Raw genomic sequence first — 15,267 nt, forward strand, 5'->3', positions numbered from 1 at the left:
CGTACGCAATGTTCGCCAATTGTCTTCACTGAGTGCCGGGCGTAGGGTGGTGTGGCGGGCGCGACCGTTTCCGCTCGCAGGATCCGCTGTCGATTGTGCGAACGCCCACTCGGGCAAACCACTCCCCAAACAGGATGTCGCTCATGAAGATGCTGTTCTCGCTCAAAAACCTGCTCGCTTCCAAGAAGAGCCTGAAGTCCTACTCCTGGTACATCTGGTACTGACTCGCTGAGCAGGGCGGCCGACACCGCCTTGCGCCCAGTGTGATGTTGGCAATGCCCGCCCGCGCGAGGTCAGTGTGCTGCCGGACGCGGGCGTTACCGAACCCGAGCGATGCGCATGTCTGTATCCAGTGCCGCCGAATTAGGCAGGACCACGGTGTTCGCACCGCGCCTGCTTGCTCTCCTGCGCGAACACCTGGGCAAGGAGGTGTTTCGGCTGGATGGAGATACCGTCGGGATTGCCGGTCCTCTGCTGACGCATCGATTGCTCGATGCGCGTCCGGCGACCGAAGGCGAGCGACCGACCTTCAAACCGCTTCAGGGAAGATCCATTGCCCGCACGCATGCCTCCAAACTGATGCAAGCCATCGGGCGTGATGTCCGCGAGGCGTTGAAACGCCCCGTTGCGGCGGGTGTGGATCTGGCCGGTGTGTGGCCGCATGCGGGGCACGTGTACTTGCGCGATCTGCTGCTGGGCGGCGACCCGCTGCGGTTACGCCTGTTGATGGACCGCACACTGGAACTGACACCCAAGCTGACCTGGGCCGTCATCGCCGCAGGTGCAACGACACCACTGAAGGTGCAGGCCAATGCATCGGCACTTGCTACCTTGACCGCTGCTGCAGATGGCTATGATGCGCGCCGCTTCGCGATGGGGTTGTATCGACGAACTGCCGCGCCGGTGTGCTTCACCATTTCCACGCTCGTTGCCAATGCGCTGTGGCTGGGATCGCCCTTCGATCCTGGAAGTTCCAGCCGGAACATCGTCTACGAATCGCTGCGTCTGTTGCCGCCGTCCTGGAACATCTTGCGCACGGCTTCACCGGAGTATCCGCAGCTCGACAGCCGCATCGGGGTGCAGGACGACGTGTTGGTGCTGCCATTGTTGAGCCACCGCGATCCTGCATTATGGGAATCGCCCGATGACTTTCGTCCTGAGCGTTGGGAACAGCTGGATCCTGACGATGTCCCCGGCTATCTGCCGTTCGGTCACGCGTCGGAGCGCTGCTGGGGCAGGCACATGGTGATGCCCCTGGCAGAGCGCTTGCTGGACATCCTGCGCGATCAGAAGCTGGTCGCCAACCCGCGGCAGCGCCAGGCACAGGTGCCGCTGGCGGGCCTGCTGGGTGTGGCACGGGTCGATGTCGTACGCAGCTAGCGCGACGCACTGCCTGCACATGGTGACCGCGCTGCAGCAGATCTTCCGGAGGGCTGTTCCCCCTGGCGTATACGCATGAACAGCCGGTGCCAGCCCATCGCTCAGGGGCGTCAGGCACTCACCCCTGCGGCGGCGCTGCCGTGGAGCCGCGTTTGACCACGGTGTATTTCATGACCTGGTGCACACCGGTCATCGAGTCGCCCTTGCGCCGCTGGCGGATCGCATCGGCCAGCAGAGAAACCGCCGCGCGCCCCATTGCGGCCACCGGTTGATGCACGGTGGTGAGTTCGGGCCAGATGGTGGTGGCCACCGGCGTGTCGTCGAACCCGGCCACCGAGACGTCCTCGGGCACGCGTAATCCCAATCCGTGCGCGACGGCGACCGCGGCGGCGGCCATATCGTCGTTGCTGCAGAAGATCGCGGTTGGCGGCTGCGGACGGGCGAGCAGGCTGCGCGCGGCGAGCAGGCCGGAGTGGTAGGTGAACAGCCCGTCTGCGATCAGGTCGTCGGCGATGTCCAGACCTGCCGCCTGCAGGCTGTCGGCGTACCCGTTGGCACGCAGCGCGCTCGGCGTATGTTTCGGATCGCCCTTGATCAAGGCGATGCGCCGATGTCCGAGCTCGATCAGATGCGCGACGATGGCGCGCGCCGCCTGATAGTCGTCGATACGCACCGAGCTGATCTGCGCCATCGGCGCGCCGCTGGCCACGGCCACCACCGGAATCCCGCGTGCATCCAGTTCGGCGATGGTCTGACGCGAATCGCACAGTGGCGGCGGCAGGATCACGCCGTCCACGCCGGCCGCCAGCAGACGCTCGGTGGCGGCGCGCTGGCTGCGGATGGCGCCGCATTTTTCCACCAGTACCTGGCTGCCATTGAGGCTGCTCTGTTCGAGCAGGCCCAGCATGAATTGATTGAGATAGGCCGCGCTCGGGTTGCTGTACAGCACGCCGATGCGCAGCAGGCCGCTGGTGCGCAACGAGCGGCCCGCCAGATTGGGCCGGTAGCCCAGCGCCTGTACCGACGCTTCCACCCGCTCCCGCATGTCCTGCCCGACATGCGGGTGGCGGTTGATCACGCGCGAGGCGGTCATCGGCGACACGCCTGCATGCTTGGCGACATCCAGCAACGTCGCCGCGGTGTTCGCACTGCGTTTGCGCTTGACCACCATCGTGTGTGCTCGTCCTGGAGTAGAAGCGCAAGCGGGCGATGCGCTGCCAGCTTACTCGCTCGGCGGCTGTACAGCGCGGGCGCGGCTGCCGAAATCGCCATCGGCTTCGGCCGCCAGATACGCGAACACGGTGTAGGCGGCCACGTTCTGCGCGAGCGCCTTCGGGTCGATCTTGTCCAGGGTGTCGTCGGCGGTATGGTGCAGATCGAAGTAGTCGGTGCCGTCCTGCGCCAGCCATGCCCAGGCACCGCCCTTGGCGGAGATCGGGCCGACGTCCGGGCCCGGCCCGCCCTTGGTCGGTGCGTATTCGATGCCCAGCGGTGCCAACACCTCGGCAATCTGCCTCGTCGCAGCGCGCGACGCGTCCGGCGCTACGGAGCCGGTATTGAATGCATAGATCCGCCCTGCGCCGAAGTCGCTCTCCGCGCCGATCTGATGCAGCGCCATGTCCTTGGCATCCTTGCCGTGCGCGGCGGCATAGGCCTTGCCGCCGTACAGGCCTTGTTCTTCGTTGGCGAAGGCCACCACGCGGATGCTGCGCTTGGGAGCCTGCTCGAGTTGCCCGATCAGATGGCCGGCCGCCATGGTGATCGCCACGCCAGCGCCGTCGTCGATCGCACCGGTGCCCAGATCCCAGGAATCCAGGTGCCCGCCGATCACCACCACTTCTTTGGGCTTGCTGCGGCCGGTGATTTCGCCGATCACGTTGTACGACGTGGCAGTGCCGTCCCAGCCGCAATCCAGGCTCAGGCGGATGCGTGTGGCGCCCAGGGCGACCAGGCGCGCGAGCTGGTTGGCGTCGGGCACCGACAGGGCCGCTGCCGGCACCGGCGTAAGCCCCTCGTCGAACCGGGTGATGCCGGTATGCGGCACGCGATGCGAATCGGTGCCGGCCGAGCGCATCACGAAGCCGAGCGCGCCCTTGCGGATCGCTTCCGAGGGTCCCTTGCTGCGCACCGCGCCGCCATTGCCGTAATCCTTGCCGTCGCGCGCCTTGACCATTTGATAGTCCACGAAGGCGATCTTGCCGGCCAGCGAGCCTGCGGGCGCGGCCTGCAACGCGGCAAGGGTCTCGAAGCGCACCACTTCACCCTCGACACTGCCCCCCGGGCTGCCACCCAAGGCCGTGATGGTCAGCGGTTGTGCATGCGCGCCCAGCACCGCAGCGTGTTCGCTACGCCGCTCCCACTTGGGAAAGGTCACCGGCTCGGTCCACACCTTGTCGAAGCCCAAGGCCTGGAACTTGGCCTTGGCCCAGGCCACTGCACGCGGATCGGCTTCGCCACCGGCGATGCGTGGGCCCACTTCGGTGGTCAGCGATTCCACCACTGCAAAGCCGGTCGTGTCGGTCAGCGCCTGCTCGCGCAGCTGTGTGGCGGTGCGCAACGCGCTGTCGGGAATGGTGGTCTGCGCGGCGAGCGCAGACGAGCAGGCGAGCAGGGCGGAAATGGCGACAGCGAGGCGACGCATGCAGGCGGCTCCAAACGACAGGGGGACCTCGAGCTTATCAGCGCAAGGTCCCCCTGTCGGCGTGTGAAAGGTCATTGTCCCGTGCCGCGCGCACGGCGGATGGGGCCGTTTACGGCGCAACCGGCGGCTTGAGTGTGTCGCTCTTGAGACTATCGCGGATCTCGCGCAGCAACAGCACTTCTTCGCTCGGTCCCTTGGGCGCATCGGGCTTGCGATGGCTGAGACGGTTGATCAGCTTGACCACCAGGAAGATCGCGAAGGCGATGATCACGAATTGCACGACGGTGTTGATGAAATCGCCGTAGCCGATCACCACGGCCGGAATCTCCTTGCCGGTAGCGTCGACCCCGGCCGGCTTGAGTACCCACGCCAAGCGCGAAAAATCCACGTTGCCGATGGCCCAGCCGATCGGCGGCATGATGATCTTCTCCACCAATGCGGTGACGATCTTGCCGAACGCCGCGCCGATGACCACACCGACCGCAAGATCGATGACGTTGCCGCGCATTGCGAATTGTTTGAATTCGCTGACCATTCCCATAGCGCACTCCTGATGCGGTCGCGGACCAACTGCCGCTGAGCCGATCCTAGCCCGGCCGATGTCAGCCCGCGATGATGCCGTGGCGCTCGGCCACGTTCTCCAGGCGCGCACTGAACTGGTCGCCCGGCAGCAAGGGCCCCACGCCGGCTGGTGTGCCCATGAAGATCAGATCGCCGGCGCGCAGTGCGTAGAGTTTGGAGAGCTCGTGCAGGATTTCCGGCACGCTCCAGATCATCTGATCCAGCAACGACTGCTGGCGTACCTGCCCGTTGACTTCCAGCGACAGGTTCAGCGCATCCAGTGCGCCCACCTCGCCGGCATGCACCAGTTCGCTGATCGGCGCGGACTGGTCGAAGCCCTTCGCGGTATCCCAGGGCAGGCCCTTGGCTTTGGCAGCGGCCTGCAGATCGCGCCGGGTCAGGTCAAGGCCCACACCATAGCCGTAGATCAACGCCTCGGCCTGGTCCACTGGCACTTCGCCCGCCGGCGCATCGCTCCCCAGCGCGACCACCAGTTCCACTTCGTGGTGCAGCTCCCGGGTGCCGGGCGGGTAGGCGATGTGGTCGCCGTGGCCGACCACGATGGCGTCGGCAGGCTTCATGAAGAAGGTCGGCTGGCCGCGTTCTGCCTTCGATGCCGGCGCGCTGGCACCCATTTCACGCGCGTGGTCGGCGAAGTTTCGGCCGACGCAATAGATGCGATGCACTGGAAAATTGCCGCCGCCGATCACCGGAATACGCGGAACATCGGCAGCGGGAATCACATCGTGGGTCATGCGCGCATCCTCGGAACGGGACGCGTGAGTCTAGCCGCTCTACGGCGTACGACGGAACCTTCGGCAATGGCGCACCGGGCAGCGGCCGGCACATCGCAGTAGATGCATCTTGGCGTGCAAACGACATCGGCATGTCCGTCGACATGCCGATGCGATGCAGTGGGAGTGTGGACCGGCTCGGCAGGCGTGCCGCGCAGGCCTCAGTGCGACATCGGCAGCGCAGGCTTGCGCACCACGCGGTATTCGGCATCGACCACGCGCGCCTGCTGCGGCGCCCGCCGGTTCGACTTGCTCAGTAGCTTCCAGGCGATGCCGCCCAGGATCATCGCCGCACCCACGAAGACGCTGAAGAAGATCAGCACCGCAAGAATGGCCAGCCCGGCAAGGCCGGCAGCGACGCGTACCAGCGGGTGGCGCGGCTTGCGCGGCGCAAACAGGTGATGCAGGTGGCCGGATTGGAAAATGCGTGCAGGCATGGCGGTGGGCTGCCGGGCAGGAAACGAGCGCGCAGTATCGTTGCGGTTTCATGTCATTGAGTGAAAACTTCGTTAAATCTACGTCTGTTTTGTTAAGGGCATTACATCACGGGCAAGCGCATGCCCATGACGGTCGTCAGGTCCGCCTGCCTGCACCACAGGCCGCCGGCAGCGGCCGTAGCCAGGCGCATGCCACAATCGCCGCCCACCGTCAGCAGCCAGTGCCAATGTCCGCGCCATCGCCCGTCCCGCTTGTCGCCGTCGCACAGATTCCCGATGCCGGAGTGCTGGAAGTGGAGGCGGTGTGGGGCGGCAGTGCCGAATCGCTGGTGCTGTACCGCGACGGCGAGCAGGTGCGTGCCTGGTTGAATGTCTGTCCGCATGCCGGCCGACGGCTGGACTGGGCGCCGGGTCAGTTTCTCAAGACCGCAGACGGCCATCTGGTCTGCGCCGCGCACGGCGCTGCATTCGAGCTGGGGGCAGGCGAATGCATCAGCGGGCCATGTCGCGGCCAATCGCTGGTCGCGGTGCCGGTGCGCATCGAGGCAGGGCAGGTGCTGCTCGCCTAGGGCAGCGCCCGCAGCGCGGCCCGCGAGCCCTGCGCAAGACAGAACGTCACCGCAAGAACGGGAGCGCTGCGCGCGTCGAAGATGGCCCGCGCGCGCGACGACCGGGCCGCGACCTGCGCGCAGAGTGCAGCGGCCCGCCGGTGTCTGGCGTGGTCGCTGCATGGCGCGTGCAATGAGTGAGGCATCCGCCGGCGTATCGCCGCCCTCAGCGCGCCGCCCACCAGAACATCAGGTTGATCATCGCCACCATCACCACGATGTAGATCAGCGCCAGCGGTGCGCCCACGCGCCACAGTTCGCGCGGCTGATAGTTGGCCGGGCCGGCGACCATCGAGATCACCGGGTTGGAGGCGGTCATCAGATTGTTGGATGCCGATAGCGCCACGATCAGTGCGAAGGCGGTGGGGTTGCCGTTGGCCGCCAACGCCAGGTTGACCGCGATGGGCACCATCACGATGGTCGCACCCACATGGCTGATCACCAGCGAGAACGCGGTGGTCAGCAGCGCCAGGCTGATTTCCAGCGCCCACACCGGGATGCCTTCGGGCAGGCGGTCGATGGTGTGGCCGGCGACCCAGGCAGCGGTGCCGCTGCTGTCCATCGCCCAACCCAGGGGAATCAGCCCGGCCATCATGAAGATGGTCTTCCAGTTGATCGAGGCGTAGGCCTCGTCCATGCGCAGCACGCCGGCCACCAGCATGCAGGCCACGCCGGTCATCAGCGTCAGTGCCACCGGCAGCTTGGAGGTCAGTGCGATCAAGATGGTGAAGGCGAAGATCGCCATGGCGATCTTGAATTTGTGCGGGCGTTGTTCGCCCTTCGGGAAATCGGTGACCGGCACGAAGTCGCGGCTTTCCGCTGCCTGCGCCAGATCCTGCCAGATGCTGTGGAACACCAACATGTCGCCGGCGCGCAGCGGCACGTTGCGCACGTCCTCGCGGATGACCTGCTTGTCGCGGTTGATCGCCAGCAGGCTGATGCCGGCCTGCTTGCGCAGCCGCAGTTCGCCGGCGCTCTTGCCGATCAACCGCGAATTGGGCGGGATGACCGCTTCGGAAATGCCCGCCAGGCTCGGGTTGAACAGATCGCCCAGGTTGCGCAGCCGCGAGGACATGCGCAGGAAATGGTTCTGCGCGAAGTCGGCCACCTCCTGGCGCCGGCCCATCGCGCCCAGCACGCTGCCGACCCAGATGCGCATGTCCGCCGGCGGCGCCAGACGGGTGTCGTTGCCGGTCTTCAGCGCCAGCAGCAGCGGCGCATCGTGCAGGGCCTCGGCTTCACCCAGGGTCATGCCGACCAGCGGGCTTTCGGCGGTGACGATGAGCTCGAACACATCGCCATCGATGCCGTAGGTCTTGGCGAAATAGCTTTCGGTGCGCGACGGCGTCACGCCTTCGTTGATCAGGCGCTCTTCCTCGATCAGCTTGCGGTCGCCATAGAAGCGGAAGTACAGCAGCGCCGCGATCAGCAAGGCCACGCCGATCGGCAGCGGCGCGAACATCGTCAGCGGCTCGATGCTGGCCATGCCCGAGGGCAGGTTGTTGTTGGCCGACACCAGCAGGTCGTTGAGCAGGATCAACGGCGAGTTACCCACCATGGTGAGTGCACCGCCCATCACGATGGCCGAAGCGATCGGCAGCAGCATGCGCTGCAGGGTGAGCCCGGTGCGTGCGGCAAGGCGCGAGGCCACCGGCAGATACAACGCCATCACCGACGGGTTCTGCATGAATGACGAGTTCAAACCGGAGATGCCCAGCGTCATCATCATCAGCCGCTGCTCGCTGCCGTGCGAGCGCCGCAGCAACCAGCTGGCCAGCCGGTTCAACGCGCCGGTGCGTTCCAGGCCTGCGCCGAGGATGGTGGTGGCGATGATGCTCATCACCGCGTTACCGGAAAAACCGCCGAACAGTTCTTCCGGCGCCACCAGCCCGGTGACGCCCAGCACCACCAGCACGATCAACGCCACCACGTCGGCGCGGATGCGCTCGAACAGGAACATCGCCATCGTGAAGCCGACCAGCCCGAGGACGAGCTTCATATCGTTGGTCAGCGTCAGCGCGGTGTCCATTAGTGGCCGGGATTCGTGATTCGGGAGTGGGGATTCGTTGAGCTGCTGCGGCGTCGATTGTGCGGGAAGGCGCTGTTACGAATCCCCAATCCCCACACCCGAATCCCGGTCGTACAACAGATCCCACACGCCATGGCCAAGCTTCTGGCCGCGGGTTTCGAAGTGGGTCTGCGGTCGCCAGGCCGGGCGTTCGACGTGGCCGCGCGGGCCGGCGCGGTTGACCAGTCCGTCGGTGGCATCGAGCACGTCCCACATCTGTTCGGCGTAATCGGCCCAGTCGGTGGCGGCATGCAGGCGGCCGCCCTGGCGCAGCTTGCGCACCAGCAACTGCGCAAAGGCCGGCTGGATGAGGCGGCGCTTGTTGTGCCGCTTCTTGTGCCAGGGGTCCGGGAAGTAGATGCGCACCTCGTCCAGCGCGCCATCGGCGATTTCGCGTTCCAGCACTTCCACCGCGTCGTGGTGGTAGAGGCGCACATGCGCGCTGCCGTCTTCGTCCAGCGCATTGAGCAGGCGGCCTACACCGGGTGCATGTACCTCGATGCCGATGTAGTCGCGGCTGGGGTCATGCTGGGCGGCGAAGCGCAGCGCGGCGCCGTTGCCGAAACCGATCTCCAGTACCTTGGGGGCGCTGCGGCCGAAGGTGGCATCCAGATCGCGCGGTGCACCGGTGTAGTCCAATCCGAACCGCGGCCACAGCGCGTCGAAGGCGCGCTGCTGCGCAGGCGTGAAGCGCCCCTGGCGCAACACGAAGCTGCGCACCTGGCGGCGGCCCTCTTCGATGGTGAAGGGTTTGGGCGGCATCTTGGCGCCGTTGCTGGTGAAAGGGTCGGTCATGAATTAAGTCATCGACGAAACGAACGCCCCTCTCCCACCGGGGCGAGGAGGCACAGCTTGCGCGCCGTGGGCGCGCGTGCCGAGGAGCGCCCGCGACGCAGGCGCGGGCCGGGGCGCAGAGCGGGGGTTGGGGTGAGAGTACGGTGTGACGGGGCGCTCGCAGCAACGCGCGATCTGGCAGCGGTCATATCCGGCACGCCGCACTGCCAATCATTGCGCCTCGGCCGCAATGTCAACGCAGACCACCCACTCATCCAATCACGCCATCCACCGGGCTCGACGCCGACGCATAGCGCTTGCGCGGAATGCGCCCGGCCAGGAAGGCCTCGCGTCCGGCCTCGACCGCCTTGCGCATGGCGCTGGCCATCAGGATCGGATCGCGTGCGCCGGCAATGGCGGTGTTCATCAGGACGCCATCGCAGCCCAGCTCCATCGCGATCGCCGCATCCGAGGCGGTGCCCACGCCGGCATCCACGATGATCGGTACCTTGGCGTTCTCGATGATTTCCAGCAGGTTGTATTTGTTCTGGATACCCAGGCCCGAGCCGATCGGCGCGGCCAGCGGCATCACCGCCACGCAGCCGATCTCTTCCAGCCGCTTGGCCAGGATCGGATCGTCGGAGGTATAGACCATGACGTCGAAGCCGTCGGCGACCAGTTGCTCGGCGGCCTTGAGCGTCTGCACCACGTCCGGGTACAGCGTCTTCTCGTCGCCCAGCACCTCCAGCTTGGTGAGGGTGTGGCCGTCCAGCAGTTCGCGCGCCAGCCGACAGGTGCGTACTGCGTCTTCGGCGGTGTAACAGCCGGCGGTGTTGGGCAGCAGGGTATAGCGGTCCGGCGGCAGCACGTCGAGCAGGCTGGGCGCGTTGGGGTCCTGGCCGATGTTCACGCGGCGGATCGCCACGGTCACGATGTCGGCGGCGGCCGCCTCGGTGGCCAGGCGGGTTTGGTCCAGATCCTTGAACTTGCCGGTGCCGGTGAGCAGGCGCGAACGGTAGCGGTTGCCGGCAATGACCAGCGCGTCGGAGGGGGCAGGATTCGTCATGGCGCAATTATCACCCATCGTGCTCAGGTGCGTCGGGCGGCGTGACGCATCAGCCGCCGCCCAGCGCATGTACGATTTCCACCACGTCGCCTGCATGCAGCGCATGCGTGGCGTGTTGCCCACGTGGAACGATCTCGCCGTTGACTTCCACTGCCACGCGCCGCTGGGCCAGGCCCTCCTGCTCCAGCAAGGCGGCCAGTGTCAGTTGGTCGGGAAGTGCGCGCGGGCTGCCGTTGAGTTGAATGTTCATGTCATCATTGTTGCATCGCGCGCCGTCCGGGCGCGCGTTTTTGCGTTATGCGGCGATGCAGCGTGAGCACGGGCGGCCAGGATGAAACCATTGCCATGCGCCGGCGTACGTATGCAGCAGGTCGATCCCCGGTCCCACTCCCATCACACAGGCACTCCCATGGCTTCAACATTTCGCCCGATCCGTTCCCTGATGGCCGTTGCCATCGCCATCGCGGCCACCCCGGCCATGGCCGAGTCGGCCTTCGATCGCACCGTCTTCTTCGGTGACAGCCTGACCGACAGCGGCTACTACAACCCGCTGCTGCCGGCCGCCTCGCGCCCAGTCACCGGCAAGTTCACCACCAACCCGGGCTGGGTATGGGCCGAGTACGTGGCCGACCACTTCGCCACCAATGCCGCGCCCAACGGCAATGGCCAGATCGGCGACAACTACGCTGCCGGCGGCGCGCGTATCCAGGCCAGCTCGGTCAGCGTGCTCGGCGCCGCACCGTCGGTGACCAGCCAGATCAATACCTACCTCACTGCCAACGGCGGCCGCGCCGACCCGAACGCGCTCTACACCGTGTGGGGCGGCGCCAACGACCTGCTCGCCGCGTCCCTCGCTCCGGCGCAGGCGCAGGCCATCATCGGCGGCGCGGTCACCGCACAGGTCGGTGCCGTGGCCACCCTGCAGAATGCCGGCGCGCGCTACGTCATGGTGCCCACCATCCCGGACGTCGGCCTCACCCCGCGCTTCCGCGCTGGCGGCGCTGTGGGAATGGCGCAGGGCACCGCTGCGGCCACCACCTACAACACGGCCTTGTTCAACGGCCTGCAGTCGGCTGGCCTGCGCGTGATCCCGGTCGATACCTTCCACATGCTGCAGGAAATCGTCGCCACGCCGGGCACCTTTGGTTTCAGTAACGTCACCAGCACCGCCTGCAACCCGGCGCTGGCGCTGCCGGCCTGCAACCCGACCAGCCTGGTCGCGGCCAATGCGCAGAACACCTATGTGTTCGCAGACGGCATCCATCCGACCACCGCAGTCCATCAGATCCTGGGCCAGTACGCGATCTCGCTGCTGGAAGCGCCGCGTCTGCAGCAGGTGCTGACCCATTCCGCGCAGGCCGGCGGCCGCGCGCGCGCCGATCAGGTGGCCTGGCATCTGGACGGCAAGCCTGACGCCGACGGCCTGCGCTGGTGGGGGAGCGTGCGTGGCGACATGCAGCGCTACGACCACGCCGACCTGTACGACGGCATGGCGCCGGCGGGCCTGTTCGGTGTGGATTGGACGGCGGGCGATCTGGTCTTCGGTGGCTTTGCCGGTTTCGGCCGCATGGACGCCGACTTCGGCAACCGCAATGGCAGCTTCAAGCAGGACGACACCACCCTGGGCGGTTTCTTCGGCTGGTACACCGGCCCGGTGTGGGTCAATGCCCAGGTCAGCTACAGCTGGCTGAGCTACGACGTGGACCGCGAAGTGCAGCTCGGGCCGGCCACCCGCGTGCACAGCGGTTCGCCGGACGGCAGCAACCTCACCGCCGCGCTCAACGCCGGCTATTCGCTGGGCGAAGGCAACGTCAAGTACGGCCCGGTGGCCGGCCTGACCTGGCAGAAGATCAAGCTCGACGGCTACACCGAAAGCAACGCAGGCGCGACCGCGCTGGGCTATGCCGATCAGGACATCGATTCGCTGGTGGGCCGGGTCGGCTTCCAGGTGCGTCTGGATGGCGCCATGGTCAAGCCCTACCTGCAGGCCACCTACGACCACGAGTTCAAGGATGGCGGCGAAGCCAGCGCCTGGCTGCAGTCGATGCCGCAGGTAGGCATGTACACCGTCCCGGGTCAGAACTTCGATCGCAATTACGCCACCGTGGTACTGGGTGCGCGCACCGGCCTGTGGGGCCTGCAGAGCAACATCGGCCTGAGCACCACCACTGCCCAGCGCAGCGCACGCGATGCGACCCTGTTCGTGAATTTCAGCGGCGCATTCTGATCGCGTCGTAGAGCTTGCAGCACCAGCAAGACACGAGGGCCGGGCAACCGGCCCTCGTTGCGTGTGGGATCCTCGCAATGCCTGGCCGGGATCCAGGCGCAGCGTGTCTGGCCGCTCGCTTGCCGGTCACCACCGGTTCGGCCCAGATCGGCCGCGTGGTGGCGGAGAAAGTGGCCTAGTTGTGGCGAGTCGGCCATGTCCCGGTGCTGCTGCATGTCACGCGCACATTGCGCCCGATGCCCGCACCCGCCTACACTCTCACCACGCCAGGCGGGCGTAGCTCAATGGTAGAGCTGTAGCTTCCCAAGCTACTGACGTGGGTTCGATTCCCATCGCCCGCTCCATATGCCGCGAGTGTTCCGGCGTTTCTGCCCGCTCCGCAATTTCCGGTTCGCTCCGCGACCAGCTGCGCTCCTGCAGCCAGCCCGTTGGAAGAATTCACCTACTACAGCCGCGCCGACGATGTGATCGGAGCGTGTGCTGCGGAAGGCGTGGCGAGTGATGTGTCCTGTCGATTTGGTCGCCGTTGGGTCCTGCGGGTCTAGCGTTGGTTTGCACGTATGTCCGTGCGGATCTGGATGCCGCCATGTCTGTTGTTTGCAATCGGTTGCTGCCGATCGCTGTTGCATTCGGGAACGTGTTTCTGTGCGCGGGGCAGGCCGTGGCGGCCTGTCAGCCGGGGCCGTTCCCACTGTCGCTGCCGGCACAGCGGCTGGATGAGCGTTTGCAAGAATTGGCGCATCGGACCGGATGTGCCGTGGACGTGGACCCTGGATTGACGCAGGACAAGCGTTCCGTGGCGCTGTCGGGCTCCCTGAGCGCCGATCAGGCATTCATCCAATCCGTGCGTGGCAGCGGGCTTGAGGTTCGGCCCGTGCAAGGCCGCTGGCAGGTCGATCGGGCGCAGCAACACTATTTTTTTGGGCGCACCGCGGTGCTGCGGGAGACGATCGCACAGGCGCGCAAGCAAGGCGACGTGACGCAAGGGCAGTCGCGCCGCCTTGTTGCGGAACTGGCCAAGGTGGAGAAGGGGGTGCTCCGGCATGTGCGCGAGCAAGGGTTCTTGAGTGCGGCCGAGCGTGCGTCGTACGAGCGCACGCTGACGGCGGTCGATCAGGCGCTACGGCACTAGGCGCGTGGGCCAGGACGGCAAGCCGCGCGCGCGTGGCCATCGCACAGGCCGCGTTGTCGCCCATGTCGGCTCCCACATGGGGCACGCCTTGCTCGGTCGATCCGTTCGGCGCAGGCTTCCGCCCCATGGCGATCCTGCGTCGCCGATGCGTCCGGTGAGTGTGGCGATAAGCTAGGCGGTGGGGACTTCAGCGCATCGCCACGAAGCCGGGGGGGTCCGGTTTTTTCGCAGCGTCCATGACATCGATTGCAGCGAGGCTGCGCCGAAAACCATGACTGGACTGTTGCGAAATTTCCTTCCCCGCGGTCAGGAACCTCCTGATTGAGCGGGTCGTCGCCGGTGCGCATAGTGCATGCACCACCGAGCGAGCACCATGATCACTACCTATTCCCAACTGGTTGGAGCGCTGGTCAAGGGCATGCGTCGCGCCGAGTCTGCGCGGATGGCCTCGATCGCGTATCGAGCCGGGCCGGAACAGCAGCCGGTCCGCTGCGGCACGCCCGACGATGCCGAAAAGGTGCTCGAGATGTTCAAGCTCGATTCCGAGCAGATCCGCGAGATGGGCCTGGTGGGGGTCGAGGAACTGGGCGAGGCGGTCTGCCATGCCTGGTCGATCAACGCAGGTCAGCTGGACCGGGTGGTGCAATGGTTCACCGCGCCGCGCGTGGAATTCGTGGGCAAGCACTGCAGCGAACTGATACGGGCCGGGCGCATCGGGCCGGTGCTGACCATGGCCCGCGAGCAGGCCTTGCTGCGCCATCGCTGAGCGCGAGCAGACCCGCCAGCCGCCAGACGCTTTACGCTGGGCGGCCCAGCGGCAATACTCGTTGACCCACCCAAGCCCCGCTTCGTCAATGCGCCAGGTTCCGCCTGATTCACCCACCGCCGCCGCCAAAGCCCAATTGCTGGAAGAACTGCGCAAGCTCGAGCAGGAGGAGGCGCAGCTCAAGTATTCCCAGACGCTGGAAGCCTTCGACCAGGTCGTGGAAGTGTTGACCCAGTTCGCCAGCCGCTTCAATGCCAAGCAGAAATCCCAGATCGCTTCGCTCGCCATGACCGGCAAGTCCAAGGGGCCGCTGGCGTCCACAGGCGAGGTCCTGGCCAAGTACTGGCTCCCGCATTCGGGCGAAACCTGGTCCGGGCGCGGCCGTACGCCGCGCGCGTTCAAGGCCTGGGAAGGCACCAGTTCGTACAAGGAATGGAAGGCCAAGCACCCGGACAAGCGCTTTCCGCTTTATCCCGGCTAAGCAGTCCGCGAGCAAGGACGGGTCGACGCTCGAGCGGGTCTGAAGGACGCGGCCGTCAGTCGCTGCACACGCGTGACTGGTTGCGCCAGACGCGGCGTCTGGTGGTGCAATGCTTCGCGGTCTACGGCTCGCCGAACGGCGCTGGTTTTGCCTGCCCGGATCGCATCGTACTACCGCTGCTCGGCGTCGATTCGTCGCGACACAGGCCAGGCAGCGTAAGCCCCGGCGACGATGCATGCGCCAACGCCTCTCACAGCCAACGCCTCTCACAGCCAACGCCTCTCACAGCCAACGCCTCTCACAGCCAACGCCTCTCACAGCCAACGCCTCTC

16 protein-coding genes and 1 tRNA gene are annotated in these 15,267 nt (G+C 66.3%); 8 read left to right on the plus strand and 9 right to left on the minus strand.

The features are described 5' to 3' along the window. Window positions 1-134: 134 nt before the first annotated feature. Window positions 135-224, plus strand: coding sequence for a tryptorubin family RiPP precursor (locus tag LL962_RS04215; RefSeq protein WP_016851134.1), 90 nt, complete (start codon window positions 135-137; stop codon window positions 222-224). Window positions 225-339: 115 nt separating this feature from the next. Continuing rightward, window positions 340-1,380, plus strand: coding sequence for a cytochrome P450 (locus LL962_RS04220; protein ID WP_228316019.1), 1,041 nt, complete (start codon window positions 340-342; stop codon window positions 1,378-1,380). A 118-nt stretch (window positions 1,381-1,498) separates the two neighbouring features. Here the strand turns inward: LL962_RS04220 and LL962_RS04225 are convergent, their stop codons facing one another. The 5 genes from LL962_RS04225 to LL962_RS04245 all read right to left on the minus strand — a co-directional run bounded on the left by LL962_RS04225 (window position 1,499) and on the right by LL962_RS04245 (window position 5,813). Further along, on the minus strand, window positions 1,499-2,551 hold the full coding sequence (locus LL962_RS04225; protein WP_228316020.1) for a LacI family DNA-binding transcriptional regulator: 1,053 nt from the start codon (window positions 2,549-2,551) through the stop codon (window positions 1,499-1,501). 51 nt (window positions 2,552-2,602) lie between these two features. Further along, window positions 2,603-4,021: a M28 family peptidase gene (locus LL962_RS04230; protein ID WP_228316021.1), complete on the minus strand. Its 1,419-nt coding sequence runs from the start codon at window positions 4,019-4,021 to the stop codon at window positions 2,603-2,605. 109 nt (window positions 4,022-4,130) lie between these two features. Next, the gene (gene mscL, locus LL962_RS04235; RefSeq protein ID WP_228316022.1) at window positions 4,131-4,562 is read right to left on the minus strand and encodes a large-conductance mechanosensitive channel protein MscL; all 432 of its coding nucleotides are present in this window, start codon (window positions 4,560-4,562) and stop codon (window positions 4,131-4,133) included. Window positions 4,563-4,623: 61 nt separating this feature from the next. Continuing rightward, entirely contained in the window at window positions 4,624-5,337 is a 714-nt protein-coding gene (locus LL962_RS04240; protein ID WP_104586675.1) for a fumarylacetoacetate hydrolase family protein, read from the minus strand. Between the two features lie 200 nt (window positions 5,338-5,537). Beyond that, on the minus strand, window positions 5,538-5,813 hold the full coding sequence (locus LL962_RS04245) for a hypothetical protein (protein WP_104586674.1): 276 nt from the start codon (window positions 5,811-5,813) through the stop codon (window positions 5,538-5,540). Window positions 5,814-6,040: 227 nt separating this feature from the next. On the opposite strand from LL962_RS04245, the gene LL962_RS04250 reads away from it, so the two are divergent. Beyond that, entirely contained in the window at window positions 6,041-6,382 is a 342-nt protein-coding gene (locus LL962_RS04250) for a Rieske (2Fe-2S) protein (RefSeq protein WP_104586673.1), read from the plus strand. A gap of 205 nt (window positions 6,383-6,587) precedes the next feature. Here LL962_RS04250 and LL962_RS04255 read toward each other — a convergent pair whose 3' ends face one another. From LL962_RS04255 to thiS, 4 genes are all read right to left on the minus strand, one after another. Then, window positions 6,588-8,450 carry an SLC13 family permease gene (locus LL962_RS04255; RefSeq protein WP_228316023.1) on the minus strand — a complete coding sequence of 621 codons (1,863 nt, stop codon included), beginning with the start codon at window positions 8,448-8,450 and terminating at the stop codon, window positions 6,588-6,590. Window positions 8,451-8,525: 75 nt separating this feature from the next. Further along, a complete protein-coding gene (trmB, locus tag LL962_RS04260) occupies window positions 8,526-9,284 on the minus strand; it encodes a tRNA (guanosine(46)-N7)-methyltransferase TrmB (protein ID WP_104586671.1) in 759 nt (252 codons plus the stop codon). Between the two features lie 250 nt (window positions 9,285-9,534). Then, on the minus strand, window positions 9,535-10,329 hold the full coding sequence (locus LL962_RS04265; protein ID WP_104586669.1) for a thiazole synthase: 795 nt from the start codon (window positions 10,327-10,329) through the stop codon (window positions 9,535-9,537). Between the two features lie 49 nt (window positions 10,330-10,378). Then, a complete protein-coding gene (thiS, locus tag LL962_RS04270; RefSeq protein ID WP_104586668.1) occupies window positions 10,379-10,579 on the minus strand; it encodes a sulfur carrier protein ThiS in 201 nt (66 codons plus the stop codon). A gap of 192 nt (window positions 10,580-10,771) precedes the next feature. Between thiS and LL962_RS04275 the strand changes: the two genes are divergently transcribed. From LL962_RS04275 to LL962_RS04295, 5 genes are all read left to right on the plus strand, one after another. Further along, the gene (locus LL962_RS04275; protein ID WP_228316035.1) at window positions 10,772-12,556 is read left to right on the plus strand and encodes an autotransporter outer membrane beta-barrel domain-containing protein; all 1,785 of its coding nucleotides are present in this window, start codon (window positions 10,772-10,774) and stop codon (window positions 12,554-12,556) included. A 270-nt stretch (window positions 12,557-12,826) separates the two neighbouring features. Beyond that, window positions 12,827-12,900 (plus strand) — tRNA-Gly (locus tag LL962_RS04280). A 242-nt stretch (window positions 12,901-13,142) separates the two neighbouring features. Next, the gene (locus tag LL962_RS04285) at window positions 13,143-13,688 is read left to right on the plus strand and encodes an STN domain-containing protein (protein WP_228316024.1); all 546 of its coding nucleotides are present in this window, start codon (window positions 13,143-13,145) and stop codon (window positions 13,686-13,688) included. Between the two features lie 376 nt (window positions 13,689-14,064). After that, window positions 14,065-14,454: a hypothetical protein gene (locus LL962_RS04290; protein ID WP_228316036.1), complete on the plus strand. Its 390-nt coding sequence runs from the start codon at window positions 14,065-14,067 to the stop codon at window positions 14,452-14,454. 88 nt (window positions 14,455-14,542) lie between these two features. After that, window positions 14,543-14,935 carry an H-NS histone family protein gene (locus tag LL962_RS04295; RefSeq protein WP_104586664.1) on the plus strand — a complete coding sequence of 131 codons (393 nt, stop codon included), beginning with the start codon at window positions 14,543-14,545 and terminating at the stop codon, window positions 14,933-14,935. The last annotated feature ends 332 nt before the right edge of the window (window positions 14,936-15,267 follow it).

The sequence above is a fragment of the Xanthomonas sp. NCPPB 1067 genome, assembly GCF_020783795.1.
Classification (GTDB): Bacteria; Pseudomonadota; Gammaproteobacteria; order Xanthomonadales; family Xanthomonadaceae; genus Xanthomonas; species Xanthomonas melonis.